Here is a 4941-nt window from a genome sequence, read left to right as displayed (position 1 = left end):
TGCCGGCCTCGACGTCGAACTGGAACTGCCGGGCGACACCGCCGTCGCGCGTGAAGATCGCCGTTCCGTTCCCGTACGGGTTGTCGTTGATCAGCTTCAGCGCCTCGTCGTAGGTGTCGACTCTCATGACGCCGAGCACCGGGCCGAAGATCTCGTCGCGGTAGGCGTCCATCTCGGTGGTGACGTTGTCGAGGAGCGAGACGCCAAGGAAGAAGCCGTCGCCTTCGGGGGCCGTCTGGCGTCCGTCGGCGAGCACGCTCGCACCCTGCTGCGCACCCGAATCGAGATACGAAGCGACCTTGTCGCGATGCGCCTGGGTGACGAGGGGCCCCATCTCCGAGGCGGGGTCCATGCCATCGCCAACCGTGATCTTCGGCAGCCGCTCCTTGATCGCAGTTACGAGCGCGTCGCCTGCGTCACCGACCGCGACGACGACCGACACGGCCATGCATCGTTCCCCGGCCGATCCGTACGCGGCGCTGACGGCGGCGTCGGCTGCCATCTCGATGTCCGCGTCGGGCAGCACGATCATGTGGTTCTTCGCTCCGCCGAGAGCCTGCACGCGCTTGCCGTGCCTTGTGCCGGTTTCGTAGATGTAGCGAGCGATCGGGGTCGATCCGACGAAGCTCAGGGCCGCGATGTCGGGATGCTCGAGTAGCGCGTCGACCGCGACCTTGTCGCCGTGAACGACGTTGAAAACGCCGTCCGGGAGACCTGCCTCCTTCAGCAGCTCGGCCGTGAACACCGATGCGGACGGATCCTTCTCCGACGGTTTCAGGACGAACGTGTTGCCGCACGCGATCGCGGGCGCCCACATCCACATCGGAACCATCGCGGGGAAGTTGAACGGCGTGATGCCCGCGACGACGCCGACCGGCTGGCGGATCGAGTACACATCGACACCCGTCGAGGCCTGCTCCGAGAACTCGCCCTTGAGCAGCGTCGGGATCCCGCAGGCGAACTCGATCACCTCGAGACCGCGCGTGACCTCGCCCATCGCGTCCGAGAGCACTTTGCCGTGCTCGGCGACGAGGAGCTTTGCGATGTCCTGCTTGTGCGTGTGGACGAGCTCACGGATGTTGAACATCAGCTCCGCGCGCTTGGCAAGGGAGACGCTGCGCCACGATCCGAATGTCTCCCGTGCAATGGCGACGGCTCGACCGACCTCGTCGACCGATGCGAGGTCGACGAAGCCGCTCTGCCGCCCCGTCGCCGGGTTGAACACAGGGCTCGTGCGGCCCGAGGTTCCTGCAACGCTCCGACCTCCAACCCAGTGGTGAATAGGTGTCATTGCAGTGATTTCCGGCGCGCGCTCTCCGGGCGCCGATGCGAGCTCAGTCATGTCTGCCTCCTGAAGATGTGGACGGAGGGTATCTCGTTCGTGCCGCACTCGTGCTCTCAGCCGACCGCCTCCTTGAGGGCCGTGATCCGCGCGTAGCTTCGCTGCAAGCCCGCAACCGGGATCTTTCCGCGCTCGGCCGCGCGCACGACGCTCTCGTACGCACCGCCACTCGACGCCTCGGTGCCCGTCAGAAGCAGGAGGTCGATCCCGGCCTGAGCAGCGAGGCTGGAGACGCTCTCGATCGTGCGGCCCCTGCTCGCTGCCGCACCGTCGAGCGAGTCGGTGATCGTGACGCCCTCGAAGCCGAGCGTGCTCCGCAGCAGCGCCTGGATCCGCGGCGACCACGGCGCGGGCTTCGCGTCGAGCGCCGGGTATGTGGCGTTCGAGATCATCACGATCGGGGCTCCCGCCGCGATCGCTTTGCGAACCGGGAGCAGATCGGTGCGTGTGAGCTCCGCGAGGGTGGCGGGAAGGACGACAGCGGTGCGATCGGTGTTGCGTGTCGCTCGGCCAATCCCGGGGAAGTGCTTCAGCGCAGGCGCCACCCGGGCGGATTCGAGACCGCGCGCGAACGCCGTGGCCGCAGCTGCAACGCGCCTCGCATCCGAAGCGAACGTGCGACGTTCGAGCGCCATGAACGATCCCGCGGCCGGGACGTCCGCGACGGGAGCGAGGTCGACGTTAATGCCTGCGGAACGGAGTCGTAGGCCGGCCGCGCGCGCTTCCCGCTGGATGTGGGCGGGGCTCAGGCGGCCGAGATCGGACGTCGCAAGCGCCGGTCCCGCCCAAGGGACACGACGGATCTTTCCGCCTTCCTGGTCGGTCGCGATCAGGAGCGGCGGGCGCCCCGACGTGCGCGCGGCCTGCTGCATCGCCGCGACGGATCGAGCGAGCTGAGCGCGGCTCTCGATGTTGCCGCCGAAGAGGATGATTCCTCCCACCTCGCCGCGCTGAATCCGGGCGAGGAGTGCGGGCGACGGCGAGGTTCCCTGCATTGCGACGACGAACCTCTGGCCGACCAACTCGCGCAGGGTGGGATCCTGAGCCGACCCTGCCGCGCGCTCCGCAACGCGGTTGGCTGCCGCTTGCGCCCGACCGGCCGCCTGCTCCTCTCCGGCCGCGCCGAGGACGACGGGGAGGGAGAGCAAAACGGAAGCGAGAATGACCCGGCGTAACCTCGGGTGTTCCTCCAGGTGGCGCAGCACCGACTTCAGACGGTGCAGCAGCAACTTCAGGCGGTGCAGCAGCATTGTTGCGTTCACGGCCCCAACCTCTGCCAGCCCTCCACGCGGAAGGGCCCCCAGGGGAGCAGGCTCCCTGATTGAACGGTACCGGCGCGCACGTGCACGCACTGTGCCGGAAGTGCGTCGGAAGAGAGTCGGAGATCGTGCGACTCTCCGCGCCCCGGGCCGAGCGCGCCTCGAGTCCGGGCATCGTCGAGGAGGCGGCTAGAGCAATCCGGCCTCGGCCAGCGGCCGCCGCGCCCAGGCGAAGGTCTTCGTGTACCAGTCCGAGAGCGGCCGCAAGGTGACTCCGGCGCTCGAAGAGTGCACGAACCAGCCGTTTCCGACGTAGATGCCGGAGTGACCGACCTCGGCCGAGGACGACTGAGGGCCTTTGCTGCCGAAGAAGATCACGTCGCCAGGCTCGAGGTTCTCGATCGCGATGCGCGCCGACTTCTTCACTTCGCCGCTCATCGAGTACGTGGTCCGTCCCTTGAGCATGTCGCCGAGGAGGGGAGCGCCGGGATAGGGCTTCGTTTTGTAGACCCGCCAGACGAAGCCCGAGCAGTCGAAGCCACCCGGCAGCGTCTCGGTGCCTCCGGGTGCGGTCGCGCTCCAGAGCTTCTGCGTCGACTCGGACGTGCCTGCCCAGACGTACGGATAGCCGACGAATCGGAGCGCCCGCGTCAGCACCGTCCGTTGCCATTCGCCGAGCTCGGATACGGAGAACGTCTGGCTGAGCGTGTCGAGGGACGCGATCTGTTCGGCGGACAGCTTCAGGGCCTGAGCGAGCGAATACGCTGCCTCAGCCCGTGTCGCCGGCTGGTTCGGTTGCAGCTCCAGCTGGTCCTGCCCCTGAGGATGATTGAGTCGGAGGCCGAGCAGCCGTGCGATGGTCTCGGTTCCGAGCATGCCTGTCGGGGCCAGTCCCGCATCGGCTGCCGCGCTTCGTATTCGCTTCGCGGCTGCGGTTAACCCGAGTGCAGCAACGAGCTGTGCGTGGAGCTCGCGCATGGTGACGAGACGAGTCGGATCAGCGGGTGTCGTCGTACGCTTTCCCCACGCCGCGAGCGCCGCGGCGAGCTCACCGCGAGTGAGCGCTTCTGTGGGCCGGAAGGTCGAAGGATCCGTACCGAGGAGGCCCGCCGATGTGACGACCCTGATCTGCGCGTCGGCCCACGAACGGCCGCCCGGTGCGGACGGGCCGGCGACCGCGACGGACGGCGGCACGGCTGGCAGCGCCGCCGAGGACGTGCCGGCAGCGCCGAGCGAGAGGAGAATGGTGGCTGCGAGCGCGAGTAGGCGGCGCATTCCCCCTGTATCGGCGATTCCCCGACTGTCTTGAGCGGGTACTCACCCGACGAGTGTGTCCCGTCTGCGAAGTTCTTACGAGATTCGGAACGACCGGGAAGCGGGAGACCGAATCGGTACCGTAGTCCTCGATGCGGCGACACTTCCCTCTTCTTCTCGTCTGTCTCGCTCTTGTCGTCGTCACAACGGCCGCCGCCGCGACGCGCCAACCCGCACCGGCCGCCGCCGGCCCGACGGTCACCGGCGGGAAGGCGTCGCTCGCCGCACTCCGCGGCAAGCCGGTGTTCGTCAACGTCTGGTCGTCGTGGTGAAGCACGTGTCAGAGCGAGGCAGTTGCCTACGCACGTTGGGTCAAGCAGCAGGGCACGGCCTACCGCTTCCTCGGCCTCAACGTCGGCGACACGAATCCCGACGCGCGTCGCTTTCTCAAGAAATACGGCTGGACGTGGCCGTCGATCGCCGATCCCCAGAGAACACTGGCGCGCCGCTTCGGAGCGAACTACCAGCCGGCAGTGATCCTGGTCGACGCGAAGGGCCGCTTCGTCGGCGGTTTCGAGGGACGCGGTACACCGGCGCGCTGGAACAGCCTGAAGCGCAAGCTCAGCTCGCCGTAGCGCGCGCCGGCTGATCGCCACGTATCCTCGTGCAGGCGTGAATCCACCGCCCGAAGATGCCCTGATTGCGCTCGCTGGCGGACTCCGCGCTGCTGAGGCCACCGGCGGTGACGATCGACTCGTGCTCCTCTGCTTTCTCGCCGGTCGCGGCCTCGTGCTCGACGAGCACGAAGTGGCTGCCGCGCTCAGGCGCTCCGAGCTACTGCTTGCGGCCGGAGGTGATCCTCGCCGACCTCTCGAGCTTCACGGCAGGGCCGTGACCGCGCTCGCCGAGGACCTGGACGGCCCGGATCGACGAGCGCAACTCTCAGCAGGGCTCGCAACGCTCGCGCGCTCAGCGACAGGCCTCTCGGAGGTCACCTCGGCGCTCGAGCGGCTCAGGCACGACGCCGACCTGGCCTGGCAGTGTTACGCCACGGCCTGTCTCGCAGAGCACCTCGCAGACGACGGA

At 68.0% G+C, this 4941-nt stretch carries 5 protein-coding genes and 1 pseudogene; 3 read left to right on the top strand and 3 right to left on the bottom strand.

Annotation, left to right across the window (positions count from 1 at the left end; all coding sequences use genetic code 11):
* From ABIR74_RS04070 to ABIR74_RS04060, 3 genes are all read right to left on the bottom strand, one after another.
* Positions 1-1342, bottom strand: a 1342-nt coding sequence (locus ABIR74_RS04070) for a CoA-acylating methylmalonate-semialdehyde dehydrogenase (protein ID WP_348175340.1), incomplete at its 3' end; no start/stop codon positions are given.
* Between the two features lie 56 nt (positions 1343-1398).
* On the bottom strand, positions 1399-2604 hold the full coding sequence (locus tag ABIR74_RS04065) for a glycoside hydrolase family 3 N-terminal domain-containing protein (protein WP_348175339.1): 1206 nt from the start codon (positions 2602-2604) through the stop codon (positions 1399-1401).
* A 186-nt stretch (positions 2605-2790) separates the two neighbouring features.
* A complete protein-coding gene (locus tag ABIR74_RS04060; RefSeq protein WP_348175338.1) occupies positions 2791-3876 on the bottom strand; it encodes an NlpC/P60 family protein in 1086 nt (361 codons plus the stop codon).
* A gap of 131 nt (positions 3877-4007) precedes the next feature.
* Between ABIR74_RS04060 and ABIR74_RS04055 the strand changes: the two genes are divergently transcribed.
* The 3 genes and pseudogenes from ABIR74_RS04055 to ABIR74_RS04045 all read left to right on the top strand — a co-directional run.
* Positions 4008-4187 carry a hypothetical protein gene (locus ABIR74_RS04055; RefSeq protein WP_348175337.1) on the top strand — a complete coding sequence of 60 codons (180 nt, stop codon included), beginning with the start codon at positions 4008-4010 and terminating at the stop codon, positions 4185-4187.
* Positions 4188-4202: 15 nt separating this feature from the next.
* A pseudogene (locus ABIR74_RS04050) lies at positions 4203-4490 on the top strand (TlpA disulfide reductase family protein); the annotation flags it as partial.
* Positions 4491-4527: 37 nt separating this feature from the next.
* Positions 4528-4941, top strand: a 414-nt coding sequence (locus tag ABIR74_RS04045; RefSeq protein ID WP_348175336.1) for a hypothetical protein, incomplete at its 3' end; no start/stop codon positions are given.

The sequence above is a fragment of the Gaiella sp. genome, assembly GCF_039915195.1.
Taxonomy (GTDB): Bacteria; Actinomycetota; Thermoleophilia; order Gaiellales; family Gaiellaceae; genus Gaiella.
The sequence above is the reverse complement of the archived record's forward strand: the minus strand, read 5'-3'. Positions and strand labels throughout refer to the sequence as shown.

Coding starts and splice junctions, on each gene's coding strand:
- ABIR74_RS04060 (WP_348175338.1), bottom strand. CDS start 3,876: ATGCGCCGCCTACTCGCGCTCGCAGCCACCATTCTCCTCTCGCTCGGC.
- ABIR74_RS04055 (WP_348175337.1), top strand. CDS start 4,008: ATGCGGCGACACTTCCCTCTTCTTCTCGTCTGTCTCGCTCTTGTCGTC.